General features: G+C 50.9%; 19 protein-coding genes and 1 tRNA gene. 8 read left to right on the forward strand and 12 right to left on the reverse strand.

The window, feature by feature from the left end:
• Positions 1–17: 17 nt before the first annotated feature.
• The 7 genes from BTA51_RS16940 to BTA51_RS16970 all read right to left on the reverse strand — a co-directional run bounded on the left by BTA51_RS16940 (position 18) and on the right by BTA51_RS16970 (position 7,101).
• Entirely contained in the window at positions 18–1,997 is a 1,980-nt protein-coding gene (locus tag BTA51_RS16940) for a methyl-accepting chemotaxis protein (RefSeq protein ID WP_094709361.1), read from the reverse strand.
• Between the two features lie 29 nt (positions 1,998–2,026).
• Positions 2,027–3,274 carry an ABC transporter substrate-binding protein gene (locus tag BTA51_RS16945; RefSeq protein ID WP_094709363.1) on the reverse strand — a complete coding sequence of 416 codons (1,248 nt, stop codon included), beginning with the start codon at positions 3,272–3,274 and terminating at the stop codon, positions 2,027–2,029.
• Positions 3,275–3,421: 147 nt separating this feature from the next.
• Positions 3,422–4,024 carry a chemotaxis protein CheW gene (locus BTA51_RS16950; protein ID WP_094709365.1) on the reverse strand — a complete coding sequence of 201 codons (603 nt, stop codon included), beginning with the start codon at positions 4,022–4,024 and terminating at the stop codon, positions 3,422–3,424.
• Between the two features lie 20 nt (positions 4,025–4,044).
• On the reverse strand, positions 4,045–4,407 hold the full coding sequence (locus BTA51_RS16955; protein ID WP_094709367.1) for a PleD family two-component system response regulator: 363 nt from the start codon (positions 4,405–4,407) through the stop codon (positions 4,045–4,047).
• Between the two features lie 3 nt (positions 4,408–4,410).
• Positions 4,411–5,169, reverse strand: coding sequence for a response regulator (locus tag BTA51_RS16960; protein ID WP_094709369.1), 759 nt, complete (start codon positions 5,167–5,169; stop codon positions 4,411–4,413).
• 574 nt (positions 5,170–5,743) lie between these two features.
• Positions 5,744–5,819: transfer RNA gene (locus BTA51_RS16965), tRNA-Asn, on the reverse strand.
• 97 nt (positions 5,820–5,916) lie between these two features.
• The gene (locus tag BTA51_RS16970) at positions 5,917–7,101 is read right to left on the reverse strand and encodes a pyridoxal phosphate-dependent aminotransferase (protein WP_094709371.1); all 1,185 of its coding nucleotides are present in this window, start codon (positions 7,099–7,101) and stop codon (positions 5,917–5,919) included.
• Positions 7,102–7,277: 176 nt separating this feature from the next.
• Between BTA51_RS16970 and uvrB the strand changes: the two genes are divergently transcribed.
• The 4 genes from uvrB (at position 7,278) to BTA51_RS16990 (ending at position 12,837) form a co-directional block, all read left to right on the forward strand.
• Entirely contained in the window at positions 7,278–9,302 is a 2,025-nt protein-coding gene (uvrB, locus tag BTA51_RS16975) for an excinuclease ABC subunit UvrB (protein ID WP_210404864.1), read from the forward strand.
• A gap of 78 nt (positions 9,303–9,380) precedes the next feature.
• Positions 9,381–10,871 carry a DNA recombination protein RmuC gene (gene rmuC, locus BTA51_RS16980; protein ID WP_094709375.1) on the forward strand — a complete coding sequence of 497 codons (1,491 nt, stop codon included), beginning with the start codon at positions 9,381–9,383 and terminating at the stop codon, positions 10,869–10,871.
• Between the two features lie 53 nt (positions 10,872–10,924).
• Positions 10,925–11,695: a sulfite exporter TauE/SafE family protein gene (locus BTA51_RS16985; RefSeq protein WP_246841071.1), complete on the forward strand. Its 771-nt coding sequence runs from the start codon at positions 10,925–10,927 to the stop codon at positions 11,693–11,695.
• Between the two features lie 326 nt (positions 11,696–12,021).
• Positions 12,022–12,837 carry a DUF4126 family protein gene (locus BTA51_RS16990; RefSeq protein ID WP_094709377.1) on the forward strand — a complete coding sequence of 272 codons (816 nt, stop codon included), beginning with the start codon at positions 12,022–12,024 and terminating at the stop codon, positions 12,835–12,837.
• Between the two features lie 49 nt (positions 12,838–12,886).
• Here the strand turns inward: BTA51_RS16990 and BTA51_RS16995 are convergent, their stop codons facing one another.
• The gene (locus BTA51_RS16995; protein ID WP_094709379.1) at positions 12,887–14,056 is read right to left on the reverse strand and encodes a cation diffusion facilitator family transporter; all 1,170 of its coding nucleotides are present in this window, start codon (positions 14,054–14,056) and stop codon (positions 12,887–12,889) included.
• 414 nt (positions 14,057–14,470) lie between these two features.
• Between BTA51_RS16995 and BTA51_RS17000 the strand changes: the two genes are divergently transcribed.
• Together BTA51_RS17000 and BTA51_RS17005 are read left to right on the forward strand one after the other, a co-directional pair.
• Positions 14,471–14,737, forward strand: coding sequence for a PilZ domain-containing protein (locus tag BTA51_RS17000; protein ID WP_094709381.1), 267 nt, complete (start codon positions 14,471–14,473; stop codon positions 14,735–14,737).
• Between the two features lie 513 nt (positions 14,738–15,250).
• On the forward strand, positions 15,251–16,270 hold the full coding sequence (locus BTA51_RS17005; protein WP_094709383.1) for a quinone-dependent dihydroorotate dehydrogenase: 1,020 nt from the start codon (positions 15,251–15,253) through the stop codon (positions 16,268–16,270).
• 126 nt (positions 16,271–16,396) lie between these two features.
• Here BTA51_RS17005 and rmf read toward each other — a convergent pair whose 3' ends face one another.
• Positions 16,397–16,606, reverse strand: a complete 210-nt coding sequence (gene rmf / locus BTA51_RS17010) for a ribosome modulation factor (RefSeq protein WP_026179888.1) — start codon at positions 16,604–16,606, stop codon at positions 16,397–16,399.
• Positions 16,607–17,024: 418 nt separating this feature from the next.
• On the opposite strand from rmf, the gene rlmKL reads away from it, so the two are divergent.
• Entirely contained in the window at positions 17,025–19,217 is a 2,193-nt protein-coding gene (gene rlmKL / locus BTA51_RS17015) for a bifunctional 23S rRNA (guanine(2069)-N(7))-methyltransferase RlmK/23S rRNA (guanine(2445)-N(2))-methyltransferase RlmL (protein ID WP_094709385.1), read from the forward strand.
• Between the two features lie 19 nt (positions 19,218–19,236).
• Here the strand turns inward: rlmKL and BTA51_RS17020 are convergent, their stop codons facing one another.
• The 3 genes from BTA51_RS17020 to BTA51_RS17030 form a co-directional block, all read right to left on the reverse strand.
• Positions 19,237–19,851, reverse strand: a complete 615-nt coding sequence (locus BTA51_RS17020) for an outer membrane beta-barrel protein (RefSeq protein WP_094709387.1) — start codon at positions 19,849–19,851, stop codon at positions 19,237–19,239.
• Between the two features lie 139 nt (positions 19,852–19,990).
• Positions 19,991–20,563 carry a hypothetical protein gene (locus tag BTA51_RS17025; RefSeq protein WP_094709389.1) on the reverse strand — a complete coding sequence of 191 codons (573 nt, stop codon included), beginning with the start codon at positions 20,561–20,563 and terminating at the stop codon, positions 19,991–19,993.
• Positions 20,564–20,857: 294 nt separating this feature from the next.
• Positions 20,858–21,349 carry a hypothetical protein gene (locus BTA51_RS17030; protein WP_094709651.1) on the reverse strand — a complete coding sequence of 164 codons (492 nt, stop codon included), beginning with the start codon at positions 21,347–21,349 and terminating at the stop codon, positions 20,858–20,860.
• A gap of 186 nt (positions 21,350–21,535) precedes the next feature.
• On the opposite strand from BTA51_RS17030, the gene BTA51_RS30205 reads away from it, so the two are divergent.
• A complete protein-coding gene (locus BTA51_RS30205) occupies positions 21,536–26,017 on the forward strand; it encodes a hypothetical protein (RefSeq protein WP_094709391.1) in 4,482 nt (1,493 codons plus the stop codon).
• The last annotated feature ends 29 nt before the right edge of the window (positions 26,018–26,046 follow it).

Below are 26,046 nucleotides of genomic sequence, written 5' to 3' on the forward strand. Positions count from 1 at the left end.
GTCTGCCGCATGGCCTGTCAGCTGGCTTGTTTCAACCCCTCTTTACTCGATGGCCTGATATACGAGCTTGGAATCGTTGGCTCGTTGTTCTTAGCCGGCGTGGCGGCTGGTTCTTCCTCTGGAATGGATTGCAACAACTCAGGCATATTGACCTGCAGTAATGCGGCTTCCGGAATGCGGAAGACTTCAACTGTCTGTTGCAGCAATGTGGATGCTGTTCTTAAGCGCTCGGTATGCAGGGACTGGCGCTTGAGTTCCTGGTCCGTGACGTGAGTGCTCTTCTCGATACTGTCCGCCTGGGTCCGTACCAGTTGTGCTTCTTTGGCCTGGGTTAATGAGCTGCGGGCAATCTTCTCAACAGCATCCAGGAGATCGGTGGCTGTTTTTTGGGTTTCCTGCATTTGCTCACCTGCCTGGGTGGCGCGTTTGGAACCGCTGACCACCTGGGTGATACTGCTGTTCATGTTGTCCACCGCGTCTGCAGTTTCGGTCTGGATGTTGCGAACCAGGGCGCTGATCTGAGAGGTGGCATTACGGGAGCTCTCCGCCAGCCGCTGAACCTCGTCGGCAACCACCGCAAACCCTCGACCTGCTTCACCTGCGGCTGCTGCCTGCATACTGGCGTTCAATGCCAGTACGTGTGTCCGTTCAGCAATGTTGTTGATGATGTCGATGATACCGCTGATTTCCTGTGACCGTTCAGACAGTCGCTTGATACGTTTTTCCGTCTCGCTGATGGACTCGCGAATTTCACCCATACTTTCGACTGTGTTACCTACGGCCTCATAGGCTTTGTCTGTGGTTTCTGCGGTAGTTTTCGCAATCTGGTTACAGGACTGACACCATTTGGCGATGAGGTTCATCTGGCGGGACAGGCTCTCCAGTTTATTGATGGTGTCTTCAATGACGGCGCGTTCTTCGGCCGCCACATGAACAACCTTGTGAGTCTGTTCATCCACCATGACGCTGTATACACCAACGGCCTTACTGATGTGGGTGATTTTGCCCAGAGCTTCAGAGGTTTCCTTGGTCACCATGTTAAGGGCGTCTGCCACCGGACCGGTGATGTCCTCGCGAACGGTGAGGCGGGTGGTGAGGTCTTTATCGCTGAGTTTGGCGGTACCTTCCAGCAACTCGATAACCGAGTTGTTAAGAACTTCATTTTCTTTTTCCGCCTGAATCAGCGTGGCCACTTTTTCGTTTAACAGCTGGTCAAGAGCTGCGCCCAATCGGGACAACTCATCGGTACCCTGAATGTTTGTTCTCGCATCGGTATCGCCTTGCTGCACTTTACTTACCGTTCCGGCAATCGCGTTAACCGGAATCAGGATGGATCCGAGTATGAATCGGGCAAGAATCAATGATCCGGCAATACTCAGCAGGATCAGCGCAGTCCCGACGATGGCACTGGTACTTAAAGTTGTCTGGGTGTTTTCATACTGTGCCTGGGCACTTTGCTGCATGATGTCAGCATAGTTCTTTGTGGCCGTACGGAAAGGATCCAGCAGGTAACCAAGGTCGTTGAGGAGGAAGAGTTCCAGGGCAGGACGGGACTGGTTGGTACCCATGCTGCTGAATTGGTCGAAGATGGAGGTGACCCCGCTGACCGTCTTCTGCATGTCCTGGAACTTGCTTTGCTGCTCCAGCGACTGGTCTTTCACTTTTTCCTGCAGCAGTTGCCAGTTCTGCATGAAAGATTGTCTGGCATCCTGCATGCGCTGGTCTGCCTCGCTCCAGATCATGCTACCGCTGTTGAGACCATTAAGGGTTTCCACAACCCCGGTGTCGATGGTGCGGATGAGTTCGGACAGGTTCGCCTGGTTCTCAACTTGTCTGTGCAGATCGCCGGCAGAACGGGTTGCATAAGTCAGGGCAAATGCTGCCAGTGACGCGATAACCAGTAGGGCAAGGGCGGTGATGCCTGTCAGCAATGTCAGGCGTTTGCCCACACTGAGCTTGCTTATGGAGAAATATTGATTCAGATTTTGAAATTTCATATCGGGCTCCTGTGAATTTGTGCTCTGGCCTAGAACAGCTGGGCAATCTGGTTATCAGGAATGGTTTGGTAGGTCTTGTTGTTGAGATAAGTCATGATCACCAGGTCGGAACCCTGGTTATCTCCCCTGAAATCCAGCGTCAGGCCTCCGATTTCGAGCAGACTGTTTCTGGCTACGCGACGAAATGAGTCTCTTGTGATATCCCCGTCGATCTTCTTCAGCAACTCCACCATCATTCTGCCGACGATGTAGCCTTCCAGGGAGATCACGTTCAGGCGTTCCCCCAGAGCTTTCTTGGCTTGCTGAACAATGGGCAGATCTGAATCAAGGTCTGGTACCACTTGGGTAACAATCACCTTGTTGTTGACGCCATACTGGCTCAGAACCGTACGCAGATTGTCTGCGCCGGTGAATGAAACAGCGCTGATCATCCAGTCATCACCTTTCTGGCGGGCATAGGCAGCAAATCTTCCGATGGCGTTATAAGTGCCTACTGTGACGACTAACCGGCAGCTTACACTTTCCTGTTGTTCCCACTTTTTCAGAGATTCATATCCGGCTCTCGATGCCAGGGTATTGCGCTGATAAACCCCCACCGGGCCGATACCGTTGCGTTGTGGGTTTTCTCCGTCCATGGCAAGAATCTGGTCCAGTTTGTTGATAATGCCGGAGGCTCCCGGCTTGGAGTTCAATGCCAGCTTGATTCCTTCAACCCCAGCCATGCCGTAAGCATCATTCTGTACAAAGGCGCAGATCTGGCTGGGACTGAGACCAGCCAGCAAGCTTTGCTCGATCACTTTGGCCGTTTCCTGGACGTAGCTGGCGCGAAAGTTGATTACTTCCCCCGGACCGGGTCGAAGCAGGCCGGCTCCGGTAAAGAATCCGACCGCCGGGACATTGTGGCTGGCCAGAATAGGGAGGGCGACTTTGGCTGTCGGAGTACCGACATTGCCGACCATTGCAAAGACACCTTCATCAATCAGCTTGCGGGTTTGCTGTTCGGTCAATTCAGGCGTGTAGGAGTCATTCAGGGCAATGTATTCCAATTGTTTGCCCTGGATTTTGTCTTCTGAAAAAGCCGCCTGGATGCCGTCTCTCATACCAATTCCAAGACCGCGGGACTGACCTTCCAGATCAAGTACGCCGCCGATGACAATCCTGTCCCGGTATACGCCTTCGGTCTGCGATGAGGCCGCCAGACTGCCTGCGGATCCAAGACAAAATGCCAGCATGGCTGTCAGCAAAATGCTTCTGTGACGAGTGGTTGAAGTTTGCATATCAATCTCCTGGATATGACTTTTGGCCCGAATTCCGGGCGCAATAATCCTGTACCTGACAGCGTCAGCTGCCAGGCGTTCTATTTCAGATTCATGTGCAGGGAGAAGCCGCGTACTGCTGTCGGTGGATTCCTGCTGGGGCCGCGGTCAGGATGATTTCAACATCTGGGTTAACCTCCGTTTAAACTTTGTAAGATTCCATTCACACCAAATGCCTTCATGGTGGTAACAGGAGTCAACACAGGCTCTGAGGTCTGTGGTTAACCCGGGGGGATGGCTCATGACCTGCTCAGTGGTAACGCTGAATTTACGGGGCAGGTGATGCACAGATATCGCAAATGAGTCGCCTTCATGATCGAAATAAAGAATGTAAGAAGAGGGGGCCTGCCGGGCGCCCCGTTCCCTGGTTGCGTGACTGCCTACATCATCCAGGCAGAAAAAATCGTAGGGATTCACCACCGGGGTAATCTGACCTCGGACGTTGGTGAATCCCGTTAACCAGGACGGAGTGAACGGCACCTGACAAATGGCAGGCTCTTCAATCAGTTCTTTATTGCAATCTTCCCGGATCAGTAATCCGAGGGAGGCCCCGCTATGCTCCAACCGGGACAGGGGTAGACCAAACCAATGGCTGCTGGAGACTTCAACATCGTCCTGAGCTTCAGCTCCATCCAGCTTCTGCAGAACGGCCAGGGCCTCCGAAGGAGTGAGCAGACGGTTGTTCTGAGAGGGAATTACGACGCTGTTCATGATGTCATCTCCTGTCCTGCTTAGGCATAACTCTGCAGTTGACTCAATATATCTTCCTGGCGGTAGGGCTTGGATATCAGTGCTTTAGCGCCTTGTTTCGCTGCCCAGATATGATCCACCTTCTGGTTCTTGCTGGACACGAATACTACGGGAATATTGGCGGTTTCTGGTGAACTGGACAGTTCTCTGCAGGCGCTGAAGCCGTCCATTTCTCCCATAATGATATCCAGCAGGATCATATTGGGTTTTTCCTGTTTGGCTTTGCTCACGGCTTCTTCGCCAGATCTTGCCAGAACAGTCTGGTATTTGGCCTCTGCGACTATCGACTGCAGAAGGGTCAAATCCGCTTCACTGTCATCAACAATTAAAATTTTCTTGGTCATGGTTTATCTCCCAGCTGCCGCTAGTTGCATGGTTTGAGGTAATTCGGCTCTTTGCGGCTCAAGATATCGCCGGATCACCTGTACGAGCTCTCGATCTTCCGGTGGCTTGGTGATGTAACCATCGCAACCGGACATTTTGGCCTTCACCCGATTGAGGGTGGAGGATTTACTGGTCAGCATGACGACTTTAGCTCCCGACAATGCCTTGATCTTGCGGCAGGCCTGATAGCCGTCCATGCCAGGCATCATGACGTCCATGAACACCAGGTCGAAGTGCTGATTGGCGGCCATAATGATGGCTTCTTCGCCGGATTCTGCGACTTCCACGCCAATGTCACTGGTCAGAATTTCATGTAGTTTCTGGGTCATGAAAGTTCTTACCGGAAGGGTGTCGTCCACCACCAGAATGTTTCGTTCATGCCGTTTGACTTTGTCACCTGAAGCAGTGGCTGCGTGAAGAGCCTCTGTTAAACGCCGGAACTGCAAAGGGCGTGTCAATTGGATGGTGTTGGGAATCACCTGTTGCTGACGTCTGCTCAGCACAATGGTGTTTTCAAAGTAGGCAAAAGGCTTTAGTCGTTCCCATTGGGCTGCACTGTCAGGATGATCTACGTCCATGATCAAGATCTGTCCATCAGCTGTATTGGGCTCATCGGCAAGTTGGAAGTTGCCAAACCAGGTTTCGTCAAGCCGGGATAGATTCTTCAGAAGAATCAGGTCCTTCGGTGACAGTCCTATATGTGAGATAACAATTTTGTCCATAACGTCCTCACTCCGTCGAGGCATTCAATTTCCGTGGCACTGGTGGCCACAACCGATCATTTGATTGATCAGAATGTGAACAAAGTATTAAGTGAAGGGCGATCTTGAGTCAAAGTTAGTCATGTAACCTGCAGTAATGAAAATATTTCGCTACGTACAATCATTTTCTGGATATTCGATATCTGAGTAACGGAATGTAGATTTTGTAAAAATGTGAACTCTGCACGGAATGCTGAAAAACTCAGATAAATTTTAGGCTTGTCGTGAATTGAATTGTCACGTTGGTCTCAGGGTTTACAAAAACAGCGAACTAGCTCATTTTAAAATCCAATTAAGGAAATTTTTCTTATAAGAAAAAAAACTAATCATTTTGTGCATTTTTCCTCAGAAGGTGGGCTAAATGAGGAGGGGAGGTGGTTGGGAATCTTGCGGAAATTCAATTATTTGGTATTAAAATACCAAAAACGTGTAGAAAGCAAGAAGGCGAAAATGTGAAAAGAAGCAAAAAATGAAAGAGAGCGGAAGGGGAAAAATAAAAAAGCCGTGAGTTTGACGTCACGGCTTTTTTGAAATTTGGCTCCCCGAGCTGGACTCGAACCAGCGACCCAATGATTAACAGTCATTTGCTCTACCAACTGAGCTATCAGGGAATTGCTTTGAAGGCGCGTATATTAATCACCTCTTTTCAGAAGGTCAAGCCCCGAAAATAGGGTTTTTGAAGCTTGACCTTCAAAGCCTTAAAACGCCTTACCCAAGAGCTTTGGCAATGCGTTCCATTGCTTTTTCCAGGTTTTCCATGCTGGTGGCAAAAGAAAGCCGCAGATGGCCTGGAGCCCCAAATGCGGAGCCTGGTACCAGCGCGACACCAGCATTGTTGAGAAGGTATTCGGCCAGTTCCACATCGTTGTTGATACCGTCGAGCTTCTCAATCGCCCCCTGGAACCCAGGGAAGGCATAAAAGGTACCGTCGACGGCAAGACAGTTGACGCCGTTAATGGCATTCAGAGCTGCTACGACAAAGTCATGACGCTTTTTAAACTCTGTCACCATTTCCCTGATGCATTCCTGCGGCCCGTTCAGCGCCGCGACAGCGGCCGCCTGTGAAATAGATGCGGGGTTTGAGGTGCTCTGGGACTGGATCTTTTTCATGGCACCGATGACCTTGGCCGGGCCTGCAGCATAGCCGATCCGCCATCCGGTCATGGAGTATGCTTTTGACACGCCATTCAGCACAAATGTGCGGTCATAGAGCTCCGGGCATACATTCAGGATGTTGACGAACGGTGCATCATTAAACAGCGTGTGCTCATACATATCGTCGGTGGCGACAAATATCTGCGGATGCTTTTTCAGCACATTACCCAGGGCTTTTAATTCCTCGGCAGAGTAAGCCATGCCGGTTGGGTTGGAAGGGCTGTTCAGTACGACCAGTTTGGTTTTGTCAGTAATGGCAGCAGACAATTGTTCTGCCGTCATCTTGAACTGTGCGTCGGCCTTGGTTTCAACAACAACAGGATTGCCTTCCGCTACGAGAACCATGTCAGGATAAGAAACCCAGTAAGGGGCAGGTATAATGACCTCATCACCTGGGTTCAGCAGTGCCAGTGACAGGTTGAAAAAACTCTGTTTGCCACCGGATGACACCAGGATCTGATTAGCCTGATAACTTAACTGGTTATCCCTCTGGAACTTGTCGATAATGGCTTTTTTCAGGGCCGGGGTTCCATCGACGGCAGTGTATTTGGTCTGGCCGGCTTTAATGGCATCAATAGCGGCGGTTTTGATATGTGCAGGTGTATCGAAATCTGGTTCACCGGCACCCAGTCCGATAATATCTTTACCGGCGGCACGCAGTTCAGCTGCACGGTTGGTAACCGCAAGAGTAGGGGAAGGTTTTATGGCTTGGACGCGACGAGAGAGTTCAGTTTCCAAAGAAGTCATTCCTCGATTTTTGGCTGTGCGGATGGAAGAAGATTATTGAACAGTTGGCGTGCGGTGCTTTGGCCGACAGTCTGTTGGTGAAGCCAAGACGGCAAACCAAGTTCAAACCGTCTGATTCTAACATTTACTTGAAACTATCATCTACAGGAAAGTGTGTGTAAGCTCCCATCATGCAGAAATTCAGACTTCAATCCAAATATCAACCGGCCGGCGATCAACCTACCGCTATCAAAAAACTGGTAGAGGGACTTGAAGACGGCCTGCTACATCAGACTTTGCTCGGGGTAACCGGATCCGGTAAAACATTCACCATGGCCAACGTTGTGGCGGAAGTCCAGCGTCCGACCATCGTTCTGGCTCATAACAAGACATTGGCCGCCCAGCTCTATGGTGAATTCAAGGAATTCTTCCCTGATAACGCGGTGGAATACTTCGTCTCCTATTACGATTACTATCAGCCGGAAGCCTATGTTCCGTCATCCGATACTTATATAGAGAAAGACTCGTCGATCAATGATCATATCGAGCAGATGAGGCTGTCAGCCACCAAGGCGTTGATGGAGAGAGAAGACGTTCTGATCGTAGCCACGGTGTCTTCTATATATGGTTTGGGGGATCCTCAATCCTATAAGAAGATGATGTTGCACCTGGATCGTGGTGATAAGGTGGATCAGCGAGTTATCCTGCGACGGCTTGCTGAGCTTCAGTACACCCGAAATGATTATGAGCTTCATCGTGCTAATTATCGGGTGAGGGGAGATGTTATTGATGTCTTTCCGGCGGAATCCGAAAGTGAAGCTCTCCGCATTGAGCTGTTCGACGATGAGATAGAGACTCTGTCCTGGTTTGATCCGTTGACCGGGGAGGTATACCGCAAGGTGCCCCGGGCGACGATTTACCCTAAAACTCACTATGTCACCCCCCGCCAGATCATTCTTGATGCGACAGAAAGCATTAAGGATGAGCTTGCCGAACGCCTGGAACACTTTCGCAGCAACCATAAACTACTGGAGGCTCAACGACTGGAAGAGCGCACCCGGTATGATCTGGAAATGATGCTGGAGCTGGGCTATTGCAACGGTATCGAGAACTACTCCCGATACCTGTCCGGCCGTGGACCAGGGGAGCCCCCACCGACGTTATTCGAATACCTTCCCCCAAATTCGCTACTGTTTATTGATGAGTCTCACGTTACTGTTCCGCAGCTTGGGGCCATGTATAAGGGGGACCGGTCCCGGAAAGAAACGCTGGTCAGCTACGGCTTCCGTATGCCGTCGGCCATGGACAACCGCCCATTAAGATTCGACGAATGGGAGCGGCTGGCGCCGCAAATGGTGTTTGTATCGGCCACACCGGGGCAATATGAAGCGGATCACCAGGGCCAGGTCGTAGAGCAGGTCGTTCGTCCGACTGGGCTGGTGGATCCTGAGGTGGAAGTGCGTCCTGCCTCTACCCAGGTGGACGATCTTCTGGACCAGATTCACCAGCGCACGGAGAAAAATCAGCGGGTGTTGGTGACTACGTTGACCAAGCGTATGGCAGAAGATCTGACCGATTTCCTGATGGAAAACGGCATACGGGTCCGTTACCTGCACTCGGATATCGATACTGTGGAGAGGGTCGAAATCATCCGGGATCTGCGACTGGGTGAATTTGATGTTCTGGTCGGTATCAACCTGCTCCGGGAAGGGTTGGATATGCCTGAAGTTTCCCTGGTGGCGATCCTCGATGCTGACAAGGAGGGCTTCCTGCGTTCAGATCGGTCGCTGATTCAGACAATCGGCCGTGCGGCACGGAACGTTAACGGGAAGGCAATTCTGTATGCCGACCGGATTACCGGATCGATGCAGCGGGCCATCGATGAAACAGAACGCCGTCGCACCAAGCAGATGGAGTTTAACCAGGAACACGGTATCACTCCGAAAGGGTTAAGCAAGTCCGTGGCAGACATCATGGAAGGCGCGGTTGCTCCCGGTTCCAGGAAGAAAGGCGCTCAGCGTAAAGTGGCCGAGAAGCAGGCTGACTACAATATTGATCTGGCAGCCAGATCTCCCAAAGAATTTGCTCGGGTGGTCAAGCAGATGGAAGAGGCGATGTACGAGGCTGCAAGAAATCTGGAGTTCGAAAAAGCGGCTCAGCTACGGGATCAGTTACACGATTTAAAAGAGCAGGGACTGAAAGCCGCAGACTAAAGTGAAGCATATCTGGGGACGTTGAGCTGAAAAATGACCATATCCGAAACACTCCGAAACCAAAGGATTTAAACTTCAATGATTAGACTACCAGTCAACGAAATGGAATGGGGGATCGTTGGCTTGACGACACTGCTGGCCCTGCTGTGCCTGACCGGGCTGATGCTGCGTCGCTCACTGACATCCGAAAAGAAACAGTCCGACGAACTTCGGCAGGCTATACGCAGCAAGGAAGATGAAATGCAGCAGTTGGTCGCGAAGGTCGCCGAGAAAGAAGCAAGACTGGAAAACCTGCAGGATGATTTTCATCAGCTGCGTCAGGAATATGTCATTCTGAAGACCCGGGCTGAAGACCGTCAATCACAGCTGATTGCAATGGAGCAGCGCCTGGACAGTCAGCAGCAGGAGGCCCAGGAGTTATTGCAGGAACTCAATGCCGGTAAAACGGAACTGGCCAGTCTGCAAACCGCCCGGGACAAAGACGCTCTGCATCATGCGGAGAAAATCCGTTTGCTGGAAGAATCCAGGGAAAAACTGACCCAAGAGTTTCAGTTGCTGGCTAACCGGATATTTGAAGCCAATACGCGAAAACTGTCAGAACATAGTGAAACCCAGATCAAGCAGGTTTTAAATCCTATCCAGGATCAGTTGAAGGATTTCCGACAGAAGATTGAGGATGTATACGAGAAAGAATCCCAACAGCGTTTTTCTCTGGCAAATGAAGTCAAGAAACTGCAAACCCTGAATGAGCGTATCAGCGAAGATGCGATTGCATTGACCAATGCCCTGAAAGGGGAGAATAAAACCGCGGGCAACTGGGGAGAGGTCGTACTGGAGCGGATACTGGAGCGTTCCGGACTGAACAAGGGTCAGGAGTATGACGTACAGGTTAGCCAGACCGGCGCTGACGGCAGACGTCAACAGCCTGATGTGGTTGTGCGGTTGCCGGACAACAAATCCGTTATCATCGATTCCAAAGTGAGTCTGCTGGCTTATGAGCAATTTCATAATGCTGAAAATGATGAAGACAGGGCGACGGCGATAAAGCAGCATCTGGCATCTATCCGGCAACACGTTAAAAATCTCAGCAGCAAAAATTATCAGGAAGCTATCGGCATCCAGTCTCTGGATTTTGTGCTGCTGTTTGTGCCCATTGAAGGAGCCTTTGCCGCAGCGGTTCAGCAGGATTCCAATCTGTTCGCGGAGGCTTTTGAACTGAATGTGGTCATCGTTTCTCCGTCCACTCTGCTGGCAACCTTACGTACGATACATAACATCTGGCGTTATGAGTACCAGTCCCAGAATGCTTTGGAGATTGCTCGTCAGGCCGGTAATCTGTATGACAAGTTCGTGAACTTTACCCAGGATCTTGAATCGATCGGTCAACGCCTGGAACAAACCCAGAAAGCCTATGACAGTGCCATGGGACGTCTGAGCACAGGTCGCGGTAATCTCGTGGCCAGGGTGGAACGGCTTAAGCAGCTGGGAGCTCGGGCCAGCAAGCAGCTGCCGGAATCTCTAACCTCACAGGAAGCATTGCAGGAAATCGAAGAGGAAGACTCCTTGTGACTCCTGCCGTCGTACAGACGGGGTTTTGCCCGTTGCACATCGGGAGATAGTCTGTGGAGTGGGTGACAGAGTGGATTGCCAACGGATTTGCAGAACTTAGTCTATGGCAACTTCTCATGTTATTGCTATGCAGCTTTCTTGGTTCATTGATGACCGCTGCCCTAGGCGTCGGTGGCGGTGCTTTTCTGATCACGATCATGGCAGACATCCTTCCTCCATTGGCACTGATTCCTGTGCATGGAATCGTCCAGCTGGGGTCGAATGCCAGCAGGGCGGTGCATACCCGTCAGCATCGTGATAATCGGGTGGTGGGTTATTTCCTGATCGGTGCGCTGTTGGCCACGCTGCTCTCGGTGTTTCTCCTCAGTAGTATAAACCCGACCTGGATTCCTGTTCTGGTTGCGCTGTTCATACTCTGGCTGAGTTGGGGACCTATGCCCCAGATCGGTTTGGGAAAAACCTCTGCAGGTCTGATATCCGGAGGGTTTCTCACCACGGTTGCCACAATGCTGGTGGGAGCTTCAGGCCCCCTGGTATCAGCCTGGCTTGGGCGGACCGGAGTTGACCGGTGGGTCTATACCGCCAATTTTTCCTCCTGCATGACATTGCAGCACAGCATGAAAATCCTTGCCTTCGGGTTTGCCGGATTTATGTTTACACCGTGGATACCGACGATGGTACTGATGGTGATATCCGGCTATCTCGGAACTCGGGTGGGGCTCAAAGTGTTAGGAAAAATCCCCGAAAAACACTTCAAAACCATATTCCGCTGGTTGCTGACCCTGTTGGCACTGAGAATCCTGTGGAAATGGGTCTTCATCTAAATGGCTCGTCACCTAAATGGATAGCCACAGCCACCTAAATGGATAGCCACAGCCACCTAAATGGATAGCCACCTAAAGGCTAGCCGCCTTTCTCCCCTCGCAGCAAAATATGTCTTTTTTGTTTCATGACAAAATGTTCAGCCTATATTCAGAGTGCATCGTGTCTAATAGGATTAGATTGAGGCCGTTCTTTGCAAATACCAATAATGGCCACACGTAAGTGCTGAGTAACTGCACTCAATAAGTGCTAAGTAATTGCAATTAGTAAGTGCTAAGTAATTGCAATTAGTAAGTGCTAAGTAATAGCCAGAAGTAGGTAATCAATAATGGAAAGCTATGAAGCCCTGGTAACAACGATTGCCCTGACCATGGGGGTATCATGGGCCAGTGGAATCAACCTTTATGCTGCGGTGCTGGTGCTCGGACTGGGTGGAGCCAGCGGCAACATTGTATTGCCGGCGGAGTTGGCTGTGCTGCAAGATCCGTTGATTATTGCAGCCGCCGGTTTTATGTATTTCATCGAGTTTTTTGCGGATAAAACACCCGGAATTGATAGTAGTTGGGATGTCCTGCATACCTTTATCCGAATACCAGCAGGAGCCGTTCTGGCGGCGGGTGCCGTTGGGGATGTATCTCCCGCACTGGCCATCGCTGCAGGGATTGTGGGAGGCGGGATCGCTGCCACTTCCCATGCCACCAAAGCCGGTACACGTCTGGCGATTAACACATCGCCGGAGCCTGTTAGTAACTGGACCGCTTCCATTATGGAGGATGTGATGGTGTTGGCGGGGCTGTGGACTGCCCTGAATCATCCAGTACTATTTATTGTGCTGGTTATTCTATTCTTAATCCTGGCCGCTTGGTTATTGCCTAAGTTATGGAGATTTATCAAGTTGGTTTTCAGGAAAGTCGGTGAGTTCCTGGGGCTTGTGGATAAGCAGGCGTCAGCTCAGAAGCCGTCTGTGGAACCGTTTGCCATGGGAGATTTATTCAACTCAACTGCCGGGCAGTTTGCAGGATCAGAGGCCGTGATTGAAGACCGATACAGTCGCCTGCAAAAACTTAAATCGTTGCTGGATAGTGGAGCAATAACACAGGAAGAATTTGAACGGGAGAAGAAGCGTCTGTTTGGAGACCAGTAGCCCTTATCATTGTTTGAAGTCCACTTGCCTTTGCAATCGAAGGAAGTCCCTAGTCCAGGGACTTCCACACCCTCAGCGAGCCTAACCATTCAAGATCCGACACTTCGGCCAGCATCCGGTTTTTCAATTCATGATCTTCCAGCCCATCGGTCGTGTTGAGCATGACTTCGATATGTACCTTATCCCTCAAATAGTGGAGGAGCTGGCGTTTTATCGCTTTGGGGGGGAGAATATTTGCCCACCGTTGCTCTAACTCTTTCGTCAGATCGCTGCGTTGGGGGAGGCGTGATACCGTTGCCATCTGCTCTTCCAATGTGCCGTCTTCTTCTGCATCAATATGCAAAGTGATGTCTGAAACGTGTTGTATGTGCTGTTTTAGTGCTGAAACTGCGCATAATCCGATGTGGTGCCCTTCAGAGACGCTGATGGTAGGGTCCACCTGGAGGTGCAGGTCCAACACCATTTCCGGGCCGACAAACCGTCCACGGATGAAGTGAGTGTCGCGAACCCCCTCTACCTGGCTGATCACCTGGCGGATTTCATCCATCTTTTTTTGTGGCACAGATGTTTCCACCAGTTCCTTGATACTGTTCCATGCCAGGTCCCAGCCTATTTTTCCTACGAGAATTGCCACAATGATGGCCGCGGCAGCATCCAACCAGGGGTAGCCGGCCATTGCACCGAGCAGGGCAAACAGAACCACAACGGAAGACAAGGCATCTGACCGTGAGTGCCAGGCATTGGCGATGATCAGGTCCGAGTTGAGTTGTTTTCCTACCTTTAGAGTATACCGGTAGATCCACTCTTTACCGGCGATGGAAAGGCTGGCTGCAAGTATCGCCTGCCACCCGGGAATGACTCTGGCATCGCCGGCAAACAGTCGTGTGGTGCTGTCATAGGCCATGGCTCCAGCTATGGCAATTAACAGACTGCCCATGACGACAGTGCCCAGGGTTTCGAATTTGCCATGACCATATGGGTGTTCTTTATCCGGTTCCTGATGGGAGTAGCGGGTGATCAGAATCACCATGGTGTCGCTACCGGCGTCGGTAAACGAATGAATTCCATCGGCAATCAAGGCATAGGAGTTTGCCAGTACACCGATGACAATCTTGAGTAAACCCAGGGCGATATCCAACACCATTCCAATGACGGTGACTCGTTGGGCCAGGCGGCTTCTTTCTTCTCGTGATAGTGTGGATAAAGAGGCTGAAGTCATTTTGTCTTCTTGATGCTGAAAAATTTAATTCCAATGGAATATAAGCGGCTGGCACACAATTTTCTAATAGCCGATTTAGGCCTGACATGCCAGTAGCACAGAATATATCTGCATCCGGCCAGGTAAAAAATATGCCATTAGTGACATAGTCGGGGAATGAAAATCTGTATATATTAATCTGTAGGTCGTTGCTGCCAATAGGGATTTTAAGCAAGTATCTCTCGTTGTTGAAGGAACCTCTGAAGAATCGTTGCCATTGCCGTGTCAAAAGTTGGCTCTGACGGTTTGGCTGGCGTTTTAGAGGGGCTCGTAATTGCCATTTGGTGATGAGATCCTGTCAGGAGGATGTTTATTGTCAGCTGGAGTCTTCTGCTATACTGGTCAAAAAACAATCAATAATAGAGGGTGGGGACTATGAGTTCGCAAGAAGAGCGACGCCGTTTTGAGCGTTTGCACACGTCAATGAATGTTATTCTCGATCATCCGGCATCCGGGCAGTATACCGTCAGAGCTACAGATCTTTCGGAAGGTGGGGTGTTTATTGCCGATCCATCAATTAAATCAGCCAAGATAGGGGACAGGGTTTCATTGAGGGTCAAGGGCATGCTTGCCGCAAGTCCGGAAGTATTTATGGAAGTTGTCAGGCAGACCCGGGACGGTCTGGGATTGAAATTTTCCTGATTCGTCTTTTCTGTCCGCCCAGTTAATTAAAAGCATACAAAAAAAGCACGCCAAAGCCGCGTGCTTTTTTTGTATGTGACGGTGCCGTCACATTCGCTAGTGATTTAATAGCGATCAGATATAACATAATTTGATCGTTATGTCGGAGGGTGTTTATTGGTTAAATGCTTGTAAGTTATTGATTTTTAATGATAAAAATTACTGATTAAAAAATGTACAATTTGCTGTGGGGCTAAGGGGTCTAAGGGCTCTGGGATTTTTCCCTGATGATATCAACAAACTTATCCACAGATTTCGTGGATAAGTGACAGGATTGTCATATTGCCCAATATTCGTGCATCAGTTTTCCACTGATGATCAGAAATTCATAAACTCGCAGTCAAAAAAGTATTTGTTGAATCTCTTCGAACAAGACTTTTAATAGCAATCAGGTTGGTTATAATAGCGCGCCATTGCGTTCTCTCACCTCGCGACCTAACTTTCTTATAAATTCTGAACCAACGGAACTATTCCATGAGTTATTCCCTTGCCAGGAAGTTGCTATTCCGTCTGCCAGCTGAAGCCTCCCACGATCTCTCCCTCAAGGCCCTGAAACTAGCCAATGCCACCGGTGTTCTTCCTCTGTTTATGCCTGAAGTCAAAGGTAAACCGGTTGAAGTGATGGGGCTGACATTCCCCAATGCCGTTGGGCTTGCAGCGGGGCTGGATAAAAATGGGGATTATATTGACGGGCTTGCTCGCTTTGGGTTCGGATTTATTGAAGTGGGCACAGTGACTCCGAGGCCCCAGGCAGGGAATCCCAAACCAAGGCTGTTTCGGCTGGAAGAGAAAGACGCGATTATCAATCGTATGGGATTCAATAACGAAGGAGTGGAGCACATGCTCCAGAGTCTTCGTGCCAAGAAATTCCAAGGCATTGTCGGCGTCAATGTCGGCAAGAACAAAGATACGCCTGCAGAAGAAGCAGCCTCGGACTATGTCGCCTGTATAAAGCAGGTCTATGAATTGGCTTCTTATATCACCATTAATATCTCTTCACCGAATACTCCAGGACTTCGCGCATTGCAGTTCGGACAGTCATTGAAAACCATGCTGAAGCAGATCAAGGAATGCCAGGCCCAGTGTCATGAACAATATGGGCGATACGTTCCATTCGTCGTCAAGATCGCGCCAGATATGTCGGATGACGAGATCCAGTTGGTTGCCGCGACGATTCTTGAATTCGGTATGGATGGGGTGATTGCGACCAACACCACTCTGTCCCGGGAAGGGGTTGAAGGCCAGGCTCACTGTAAAGAGCAGGGTGGGCTGTCCGGGGCACCGTTGACCAAGCGTTCAACCCATGTGATTCGGATACTGTGTGAGGCTCTTGACTCGAAGATCCCCGTGATCGCCTCCGGCGGTGTCATGAGTGCAGACGATGCTTTGGAAAAAATTGAAGCGGGTGCCAGCCTGGTACAGGTATACAGTGGTCTGATATACCGCGGGCCGGAACTGGTCAGAGAGGTGGCTGAAGCACTGGCCAAACGATAAGTGCTGATGCGGAGCCTTGTTCTGTTGTGTTGAGAGATTGAAACCAGAAATGAAGAGGCCCGCCAAGCGGGCCTTATAAAGGGGCTAGTAATATGCCCCAGTGGGTGATCGAATAAAAGAATTTGGTTAGGACGCGATACCGGGTAATTTGTGTAGTCCGGAGACGCCGACATAGCCATCCCAGTGATCGGTGCGGCCGTCTCTCCAGCCGTTTATCCATTCTTGACGCATTTGCGGGTTCCCGGTGGGGCACAGGTCCTTTGATCGACCGCTGATGCCAGCTCTGTAACCCTTGAGGTACGCTCTTTCGAACATATCGCGCTTCTGTCTTCTCATTCTTCTTGAACCTCATTGTGTTCTGGGTTTAACAGGAATACCAATAGCAAGTAGCATGATTGGCCTGCTTCATTGGCTGAGAAAGAATTAAGAGTCTCCTTTTGCTCTATGTTATTGAATATCCCTAGGGGGGATGGTGTCTTGCTGAAATACGCGTATTAGTTAACTTAATCACATGTTTAAAAATGTGCTACACAAGTAAGTTAAGCCAAAAAAAAATCGTAAGTACACAAATTATTTCATCTATGTGACGTTTTTTTTATAGTTTTGTGGAATTAAATGGGGATAAGTTTTTGATCATACTGCATCTAATGCTGAGACCCCGTTTTGAAATTTTTTGTAACTGTGGCCGGTTAGGGGGAGTCCCCAGGCCATAATTCCTTTGAATCAATGACGTGTGTCCCCGGATCCTACTTTTATGACCAGTCTATCGACTTTCAACTTTTTTGTTTCCTGCGCCAAAGGGCTGGAGTATCTCTTAGAGCAGGAGTTACTCGGATTTGGTGTCACATTGGTCAAGACCTCACCGGCAGGAGTCGTTGTCACCGGAAATCAGGCAGATATGATGAGGATCTGTCTCAATTCCCGATTGGCCAGCAGGGTTCTGCTTGAGCTGGGGGAAACCCGCCAGGCTACCCGGGAAGGTGTGTATGAACTGGCTAAGTCAGTGCAATGGAGCGACTACCTGGATCCCGGAAAGACGTATTGGATTTCAGCATTCGGTTCCTGGGGTGACATACGGCATTCGAGATTCGGAGCCCAGGTGGTTAAGGATGCGGTCAATGACTATTTCAGGGACCGGCAGCAGGAAATACCTGTTATCGAAAAGGACACCGCAGCCCAGAGTCTGCAGCTGAATATCGGTAAGACCATCACCCTGGGAGTGGATGTGACTGGGCGTAGTCTGCATCAGAGAGGGTATCGGCGTGAGGGTGAAGCCGCGCCGCTCAAGGAAACCCTGGCTGCTGCACTTCTGATGCGCGCCGGGTGGCCGGAGCATTGCGGTACTCACGGCATGTTCCTTGATCCCATGTGTGGTTCGGGGACCCTGGCAATTGAAGCAGCATTGATGGCTTTGGATATTGCGCCAGGACTAATCAGTCCACAGTTTGCCTTTTTCAAAGCTCCCTGGTTTGACAAGGAGAGTTGGGTGAAAGAGTTGGGGGCTGCCCAGGAGAGGGCGGTGTTAGGAAAGCGTCGATGGAGCGGGGTGATTGCGGGAAATGATCTTAATCCAAATACGATTCGATCAGCCAAAAGAAATCTTGCCCGTGCCGGAGTGGACCGTTGGGTTCAATTAACTCAGGGCGATGCTGTGAAAGTTACCGCGGTGACTCCGCCTGACCCGCAGGAAGCGGATGATGAGAATGTCTTTAAGCTTCTGTTGACGAATCCTCCTTATGGGGAGCGCTTGGGCCAGGAGCTTGAATTAAGGGGGCTGTACCAGAATTTAGGCCGGCAGCTAAAGCGCGAGTTTCATGGATGGAAGGCCGGCGTATTTACCTCCAGCGCAGATCTGGCTCGGGAGTTGGGAGTGCGCGCAAATAAGCAATACAAGCTGTTTAATGGCAAGTTGCCTACCACGTTGTACCTGTTTGATGTCTACACGCAAAATCTTCCATCGCACGATGCGGCCCTGGAGCAGGGGGAGAAAAGGGTTTTCTCTGAACAGGCTCAGATGTTTGCCAACCGATTGTCGAAGAATCTGAAGAAACGACGGAAGTGGGCGGCCAGGGAAAACCTGGAGGCCTACCGGATATACGATGCAGATATGCCCGAGTATGCGGTGGCCGTGGATTGGTATCACGGCGCTGTCTGTATTCAGGAATACGCGCCCCCAAAATCTATCGATGAGAATAAGGCGCACCAGCGACTGTTGGATGTGTTGGAAGTGGTACCCGAGGTGTGTGGGGTGCCGAAGTCAGCAGTGTTTCTGAAGCAGCGTAAAAGACAGAAGGGCGTGGATCAATACGGGAAGGTTGACCGTGCCGGCCGTGAATTGAGTGTCATGGAGCATGGCTGCCGATTCTGGGTGAATCTCTCTGATTATCTGGATACCGGATTGTTTCTTGATCATCGTCCCATGCGTTATTGGATTCAAAAACATGCCAAAGGAAAGCGTTTTCTGAATCTGTTCTGCTATACCGGCAGTGCTTCCGTGCATGCTGCATACGGAGGGGCGGCATCGACCACCAGTGTGGATCTTTCTCAAACTTACCTTAGCTGGGCCGAGCGGAATTTTGTTCTTAACCATCTTGCCGGTAAACCGCACCGTTTTGTTCGGGCGAATGTGATGGAATGGCTGGAACAGGAGAAGGGGAAAGGGCTGTATGATTTAATATTCCTGGATCCGCCCACCTTTTCCAACTCCAAGAAAATGGAATCCGTGCTGGATATTCAGCGGGATCATGTCTCCATGATTCAAATGGCGATGGACCTGCTTGCGGACGACGGCGTACTGATCTTTTCCAATAACTACCGTCGCTTCAAGCTCGATTCACAGATTGAGCAGAAGTTTCAGGTTGAAGATAAAAGCCGGGAAAGCCTGCCGGAAGACTTTGAGCGCAACCAGCGTATCCATCAATGCTGGTTTATCCGTCACTCCCGGTAAAAGGCGCTGAGCTTTTCAATTAGAACTCGTATTTGATTCCGAGGCTCATCTGATTGGTGCGAATCTCTGTAATGGTATCGCGATGCAGACGGCCATACTCCAGTGTGGCCCAGAAGTCCCCATATACCTGGATGTCGGTGCCCAGTATGTAACTCATACTGAAAGAGCTGTCGGTCAATTCATCTGGTAGCCGCCTGGGCTGGTCCGGGTCTGGATATTCGACGGTTCCGATCATTCGGGTAAAGCCGAATTGGGCGAAGACGGTCATATAGTCTGTTGCCGGATACTGGGCGCCCATGTACCAGCTGTAGTAGTCCTCAATACCAATGGAGGCGTATTCCTGCTGGCCGAAGGCGTCGGAGGCATCAGATGTATTGATTTCATCTGTACCGACACCCAAAGCGGCTCTGAATTCGGTTTTGATGTAGTCGGTAATATAAGTCCCCAGAACCAGGGTGCCTGCGTAGCTTCTGCCTTTGCGGTCTCCCAGGACGCGTTCAAATTCAAGTTGGGTCCAGTTTATGCCGACATAAGCCAGGTCCTCTTTGGACACATCTGCTGAAGCGTTGGTGCTGAAAGCGAACGTCATTACCAGGATCGGCCAAAACGTGCTGCTGGCTGAGAAACTTTTCATGGAAAGCGGGTGTCCTTGATATGAGGTGTAGTCGTTATTATCTGTCAGGCATTCTGACCCAAGCGGACAGGACAGTCACGGAAAAACGTCACAAATCAAATGGATGTCAGGCGTGTTACTGGTTTCGCATGAAGGAGGATTACATTTTTGCCAGGGCTTGCATTTTTTCCTGAATGACCCTTTTCAGTTCTTCTTTTTCAAACCCTGTAATCCTGGGGGAGAGGAAGGGGAGTCTGAGTCTGTGCAGGTGCAGACAGGGAACTTTATCCTGGAAAGGTTTGAGGTCGCCTTTGACCAGTACCGGCAGGAACGGGTCGTCGGCAGTGCGCATGTTATTAAGCACCTGCATTGCTCGGTTCATCGGAATAGGCTTGGCAGGAGCGTCTGGATCTTTGGGTTTGATCAGCATGAACAGGCCTTCCCGCTTGACCACTTGTCCGGGAATGATGTGAAACCCCGTTGCGGTCACAGCTTCCTCGTTGACGTGATTGAAGGTGTCATGGAAGGCATAGGGATTGGGCAGGATGACCAGGTTGCGTTGATAATCCTCTGGAAAGTGCATGCTGTAATTGGTGTAAATCTGACCTACAGTCCCTGAAAATACGCAGAGCACTTTTTCAAACTGGAGCACGAACTTTTGTGCCCAGTCACGGTCACTTATGCGTTCGATGTTCCAAATCAGGTCAGAATTATTCTGTTGAGCAATTTCCATTAGGGTTCCATCTGATCCATTGACGCGTCGGCTGTTATATTTGTCCGGGTGCGCAAGGTTGTTTACGATTTTCTCTGCCGGTCTTTGTCGCTTGGTAATAGTTATTCTTTATCGCCTGGTAACAGCTTAGTTAAAACTGCTACCAGCTGTCTCTAAAAAACTGCTGGTAGTCGTCTTTCAAAAAAGCCGTCTTCTTTCAAAAAAATAGCATCTGCCATTAAAAAACTAGCAGTGACGATGGCCAACAACAAGATGACTTCGGTATACATTTGTCGAATTTGTTAACCAGTCCAGTTACTCAAGCGTCTGGCATTGATTGGCAATCTGGAGCATGACATAGACATTGTTTTCCGCATTGAAGCCAGACAGGCCGTGATCCTGTAACAATTCTTCGCGATAGAGCAGAAACTGCTCAAACCCCAGTCCGGGAGGGAAGCGCGTAAAGGGTTGAATGTTGAAGGGCAGCTCCATTTCGAAGCTGTCGAAGAGCCTGATCAGCCAGTCTTCATCAAGGTCCAACCCATCCACATACACGGTGCAATCGCCCAGATCCTGGGTCAATGCTTTTACCACATCCAGAGCGGTATCACCCTGATCAAACAGGTGTTCCCTGGATAATCCATGGCTGTGCTGATAGCTGAAATCCCAGTCGACCCAATCGTCTTCAGGGATGATCAGGGCGGTATTGATCACGCCGTCTTCTGTCGACCAGGCGATACATATCGGATAGCCGTCTTCGTCCGGGCTGCTGGCCTCAATATCGATAAACAGGGCGGGTTCATTCATGTCGGCGATGGCTCGGTAAGTGATTGACACTACATTATATTTGTTCAAAGTGATTTGGCTAGTACCAGGACAGCATAGTATATTCTGAAAGTGTATCGGGGTGTGTTGTTGACGCCACTGGTACCGGAATGCAGCAGTACACTTCCGGATGTTCTCTGTTACAGATAATGATTAGGGATATCAGGCATGTATATCGCCCGAGTGCTTGTTTTACTTTTTTTGCTGTCAGCTATTCCGGCCGTGATGGCCAAAACTTTTGTCCCCGCACCTTTACAGCCCTGGACTTCCTGGGTGCTGGATCGCGTGGACAATATCGATTGCACCCCCCTTTATCATTCCGTTGACCAAAAGATCTGCACCTGGATTGGTAAGGTGACACTGGATATTGATGTTCGTCATCTTCAGTTTCAGTTCCCTGTCCGGCGGCTGTCAGATGGTTGGCAAGCGTTGCCGGGAACGGATCGTCTCTGGCCCCAGGAAATCCGTGTTGGAGGGAATCGGGCGGCGGTGGTCAGTCGCGAAGGCGTTCCCAGTATCTGGCTTGGCTCTGGAACCCATGTGGTGAAGGGGGTGATCCACTGGTCCGAACTTCCGCAAAGTATTCGTCTTCCCTCCGAATTCGCCATGATTCAACTCAAGCCTGCTGCTGAGCTGCAGGGCCGTGCCTATATCGATGGGGGAAACCGCTTGTGGTTGGTTCGGGATCAGGTACAAACCGAACCACAAACAGAGAACCTGACGGTCAGAGTGTTTCGCAAATTGACGGACAGCGAGCCCAAGCAGATGGACGTGGTGCTGCAGCTTGAGGTGTCCGGAAATGAGCGGGAAGTCATATTGCAGACGCTGCAGCTTCCCGGGTGGGCGTTGATGGATTTTCAGTCGCCTTTGCCGGCCCGGATAGAGGATACCGGTGCTTTGCGCATGCAGGTCAGGCCTGGAATATGGCAGGTAACGTCAAGCTTTCGGCAGCAGAATCAGTTGGATCTGTTTCGACCATTGATCGATGTTGATAGTGGATGGCCGTTGAGGGAAATATGGGTGGTACAAAGTCGGCCGGGTATACGTCGGATTGCCATTGAAGGTGAGGCTGTTGATCCTCAGCAGACCTCTTTGCCGGAAGCCTGGAAAGCGCTGCCTGCATACAAAATGGGGGCAGAAAATATCTTGAGACTCCGGGAATTGAGCCGGGGAGTTCAGCAGGTTGGGGAGAACAGGCTTTGGCAGGACTCTGAGGTCTGGCTTTCCTTTAACGCCGACCGATGGATCTGGAAGGATCAGATACGGGGGGAGATGAGTGAGCATTGGCGTCTCGAGCAGAAGTCTCCATTTATTCTGGGGCATACCAAGGTTGATGGTCAGCCCAGGCTAATAACCCAGTTGTCAGGCGGAGGTTTGCGCGGGGCGGAAGTTCGTCGTCAGCAGACCCAGTTGGAAGCTGTCAGTATTTTTCCGGTATCCAAGGAGGGTTGGGCAATCTCGATGCCTGTGTCGGGATGGTCGAGTAACGGTGATTTTGAGCAGATTAATACCCGGGTAAATTTGCCTCCCGGTTGGTGGCCGGTGGCAGTGCAGGGAGCGGACAGAAGTCTGGGAAGCTGGCTGGATCAGTGGACTCTGTGGGATGTTTTTCTCTGGCTGCTGATAGTGGCTGTATTTTGGCGGATGGAAGGTCCTCTGGCAGGAAGCGCAGCACTGATCGGATTGGCGTTTGCCTACCATGAGACGGCTTCACCGATCTGGGTATGGCTCACAGTCTTGATTCCCCTGGCCTTGCTTAGGGTCGTCAAGCATCCGATATGGAAAGTTGTGCTGAATATCTGGCGTTGGGGAGCGTTTCTGGGGGTTGTCGCCATTCTGTTGAATTACAGCGTCGATCAGATACGCATGAGTATTTATCCGCAGCTGGAGCAGGCCGGAGAGATTCCGCAGCAGTATTTTGAAGAGCCGGAATATGATGTTTCCGGGGCAGAGGGTGAAGCTCTACCATCCGTAAGCCAGCTGTACCAGGCACCCAAGGCAGAAAGTGCCATGGTGAAACAGAAAGTTGCACAAACCCCGCTGGACGAACCCTGGCAAACCGGGCCGGGGGTGCCGGACTGGCATTGGAATTCGATTCAGCTTGGCTGGAGTGGGGGGATTGCTGATGGGCAAGAGGTGACCTTGCTGGTGCTTTCGCCTGCTCAAACCCGGTTGGCGCGAATCATTCATGTGGCTTTGCTTGGCGTTTTGCTTGCTTCATTGCTGGGGCATCGGCGGCGCCCGTCTGATCTTCTGCCGGGAGCTGCTGGTGGGAATGCTTCCTCTTCAGTATCGGTGATATTGGCTGTATCGCTGATAATTGGAGTGGGGGTGACGGGCGAGGCAAAGGCAGATGGATTTCCGTCACCTGAGTTGTTGGGCGAGTTGAAGGCGAGGCTTACAGAAGCGCCGGTCTGTATGCCTCAATGTGCTGATTTGAATAGTGTTGAGTTAGTGCTGGATGGATATAGTCTGACCATTTCCATGGAACTAAGTGTGATGGATGAGGTGGTGGTGCCCGTGCCTGCTAAGGCAGGTTACTGGGTGCCTCAGCGAGTATTCCTGGATGGACGTGAGGTCAAATATGCCACGACGCTGGGAGGGCTTCCCGGTCAATCCGGCGGTGGTGTGGGAAACTGGTCGCTCTCAGTGGGACCGGGTGTGCATGAGGTGGTGCTTGAAGGAGGGGTTCGGGAAAAGGATCAGTTTAAATTGTTTTTCCCACTGCAGCCCAAGAAGTTTTCCAGTCAGATATCGGATTGGGTGGTGAGCGGTGCCAATGAGCAGGGGATGCAGGGGGCGGAGCTCGGGTTCGAACGAACCTCTGTCAGTCAGCGCAGGGCGGACAGTCGTCAGTCCTTGTTCCAAGAGGCTGCCCCGGCATTTGTCCGGTTGGAGAGGACCATCGAGCTGGGAGTGCAGTGGCGGGTGAGAACCCGGGTAATACGTTTAGCGCCGTTACGAGGGGCTATTTCGATGTCGGTGCCATTGCTGCCGGGGGAGAATGTGCTTAAAGGCGATGCTTCGGCGAAGGACGGGTATGCGCAATTTACTTTGCCGGACCTCTCCCGGCAGTTGGAATGGGAGTCTGCGCTGTCGACGATTGATCGCATTGATCTGGTGGCGCCCTCCAATGTGCCCTGGACTGAACATTGGGAGGTGTTTGTCAGTCCTCACTGGCGGGTCAATTACTCAGGGGTTGCACCGTATCAGATTGTGTCAAACGGGGTATGGCAACCGCGTTGGCAGCCACGTCCAGGGGATTCGGTGCTGTTGGAGGTAAGTAAGCCGATGCCGGTGGCTGGTCAGTTGTTGACGATTGATCGGGTGGATTTGCGTCAGGAAATTGGAGGGAAGTCGAAAAATCTGAATATGGATATTCTGATTCGAAGCTCCAAGAGTCAGCGATTTCGGTTTGAGTTGCCTGTGGGAGGTGAGCTTCAGAGTGTTCGGTTAAATGGCCAGGAAATTCCGCGCGGTAATCTGTCAGAAGAGGTGGATGTCGTGCTTGGTTATGGGGCGCAAAATCTACAGGTAAATTGGACGATGCCTGTACATGAGAGTGGCTGGCAGTACTTTACACCGAATCTGCAACTGCCGGTCTCCGCCAGCAATATCAATTTAACGTCAGTATTGCCGGGTCCTGTATGGCCGGTATGGACAGAAGGGCCGGAGATCGGGCCGGCCGTATTGTTTTGGGGAGTTTTGGTCGTGACTTTGGCCGTCGCCTATTTTCTGGGCGGGCACGAGGGAAATCCCCTGGGACGTGGGGCATGGTTAATATTGGCTTTGGGTGCAACGCTGGGGTGGGTGCAGGGATTGCTGATCCTGGTGGTGTGGTTTTATTCGCTGAACTATCGAGCACAGATGGTTCAGTCCAGAGGTAAATGGATTCGCCGTGGGTATCAGGTGTGGCTGGTGCTGTTGACCATTGCTGCGCTGGGATGGGTCATTGGGAGCATTCCGCAAGGACTGATAGGTCAACCGATTGACTATGTTGCCGGTAATGGCTCCAGCATGAGAGTGATGCATTGGTACACAGATGTAGTGGATGGTCGTTTGCCTGAGGCGTGGGTGGTTGCTGTGCCGGTGATGTTCTATCGGGTGGCGATACTACTTTGGGCGCTGTGGTTGGCTTTTGCCATGCTTAAATGGCTGCAATGGGGGTGGGGAAGGTTCAGTGAGCCGGTACCGAACGGGGATAGCCTTGAGCATGTTCAGGATGAAGGCGACTTTGAGCGATTGTCTGAAGAGGGGGTATCCGACACCGAGGATTCCGCTCAGGGGATGGCCAATAGTGGAGTAGGTATTAGTGAGGTAGATAGTAGTGAGGTAGATGGTAGTGAGGTAGATGGTAGTGAGGTAGATGGTAGTGAGGTAGATGGTAGTGAGGTAGATAGTAATGAGGCAACCCTCAGTGAAGTAGATGGTGATGAGGTGATCAAAAGTGAGATGGATCATCGCGAAGCAAGCCATGACGAGGATATGCCGGCACATGACGAAAATGGAGCTGAAGAAAAGAGAGGGGGTGGGCCGGATGCCGATGAATCCGTGTCCGGAGCCAGTGAGTCCGAAGGAGATGATAAGTCCGATTCGGATGATACAAATTCGGACGATTCAATTTCGGATGATGCAGAGAGGGATCGGTAAGCTTCTGGCGTTCATCCTGTCGGGTGGTT

Origin of the sequence: Hahella sp. CCB-MM4, from assembly GCF_002260525.1 — a bacterium.
Taxonomy (GTDB): Bacteria; Pseudomonadota; Gammaproteobacteria; order Pseudomonadales; family Oleiphilaceae; genus Hahella.

Excerpts from the sequence above, each read along its gene's own strand:
- BTA51_RS17020 (WP_094709387.1), bottom strand. The coding sequence starts at position 19,851 with ATGAAAAGTTTCTCAGCCAGCAGCACGTTTTGGCCGATCCTGGTAATG.
- BTA51_RS17025 (WP_094709389.1), bottom strand. The coding sequence starts at position 20,563 with ATGGAAATTGCTCAACAGAATAATTCTGACCTGATTTGGAACATCGAA.
- BTA51_RS17000 (WP_094709381.1), top strand. The coding sequence starts at position 14,471 with ATGAGTTCGCAAGAAGAGCGACGCCGTTTTGAGCGTTTGCACACGTCA.
- BTA51_RS16990 (WP_094709377.1), top strand. The coding sequence starts at position 12,022 with ATGGAAAGCTATGAAGCCCTGGTAACAACGATTGCCCTGACCATGGGG.
- BTA51_RS16995 (WP_094709379.1), bottom strand. The coding sequence starts at position 14,056 with ATGACTTCAGCCTCTTTATCCACACTATCACGAGAAGAAAGAAGCCGC.
- BTA51_RS16960 (WP_094709369.1), bottom strand. The coding sequence starts at position 5,169 with ATGGACAAAATTGTTATCTCACATATAGGACTGTCACCGAAGGACCTG.
- BTA51_RS17005 (WP_094709383.1), top strand. The coding sequence starts at position 15,251 with ATGAGTTATTCCCTTGCCAGGAAGTTGCTATTCCGTCTGCCAGCTGAA.
- BTA51_RS16945 (WP_094709363.1), bottom strand. The coding sequence starts at position 3,274 with ATGCAAACTTCAACCACTCGTCACAGAAGCATTTTGCTGACAGCCATG.
- rmuC (WP_094709375.1), top strand. The coding sequence starts at position 9,381 with ATGATTAGACTACCAGTCAACGAAATGGAATGGGGGATCGTTGGCTTG.
- BTA51_RS17030 (WP_094709651.1), bottom strand. The coding sequence starts at position 21,349 with ATGAATGAACCCGCCCTGTTTATCGATATTGAGGCCAGCAGCCCGGAC.
- rlmKL (WP_094709385.1), top strand. The coding sequence starts at position 17,025 with ATGACCAGTCTATCGACTTTCAACTTTTTTGTTTCCTGCGCCAAAGGG.
- BTA51_RS16940 (WP_094709361.1), bottom strand. The coding sequence starts at position 1,997 with ATGAAATTTCAAAATCTGAATCAATATTTCTCCATAAGCAAGCTCAGT.
- rmf (WP_026179888.1), bottom strand. The coding sequence starts at position 16,606 with ATGAGAAGACAGAAGCGCGATATGTTCGAAAGAGCGTACCTCAAGGGT.
- BTA51_RS16950 (WP_094709365.1), bottom strand. The coding sequence starts at position 4,024 with ATGAACAGCGTCGTAATTCCCTCTCAGAACAACCGTCTGCTCACTCCT.
- BTA51_RS30205 (WP_094709391.1), top strand. The coding sequence starts at position 21,536 with ATGTATATCGCCCGAGTGCTTGTTTTACTTTTTTTGCTGTCAGCTATT.
- BTA51_RS16955 (WP_094709367.1), bottom strand. The coding sequence starts at position 4,407 with ATGACCAAGAAAATTTTAATTGTTGATGACAGTGAAGCGGATTTGACC.